Source organism: Pseudomonas sp. 2995-1, assembly GCF_002742505.1.
In the GTDB taxonomy this organism is placed as follows: Bacteria; Pseudomonadota; Gammaproteobacteria; order Pseudomonadales; family Pseudomonadaceae; genus Aquipseudomonas; species Aquipseudomonas sivasensis.
Genome location: NZ_LJSA01000397.1, coordinates 1 through 285 on the forward strand (window position 1 = coordinate 1; position 285 = coordinate 285).

General features: G+C 38.9%; 1 pseudogene. It reads left to right on the top strand.

The features are described from left to right. Positions 1-232, top strand: a pseudogene (locus AOA61_RS31890) (carbohydrate ABC transporter permease); the annotation flags it as partial. Positions 233-285 lie beyond the last annotated feature (53 nt).

Below are 285 nucleotides of genomic sequence, written 5' to 3' on the forward strand. Positions count from 1 at the left end.
CATAAATATGATCTACAACTGGAATGAGTTCGTATTCGTGCAAACCTTCATAAGTTCGGACCACTTGAAGACACTAACTGTAGGTATCCAAAACTTCATTGGACAATATTCTACTGACTGGGGTGCAATCGGTGCAACACTGATGATCAGTATCCTGCCAATCTTAATTGCATTCCTCATTCTAAGTGATCGAATCGTTGAGGGTATTACTGCAGGTTCAGTGAAAGGGTAGGGAAATGGTCAGAAACAGACCAACGTTTATGTAAAAAAATAGTGTTTTTTTAC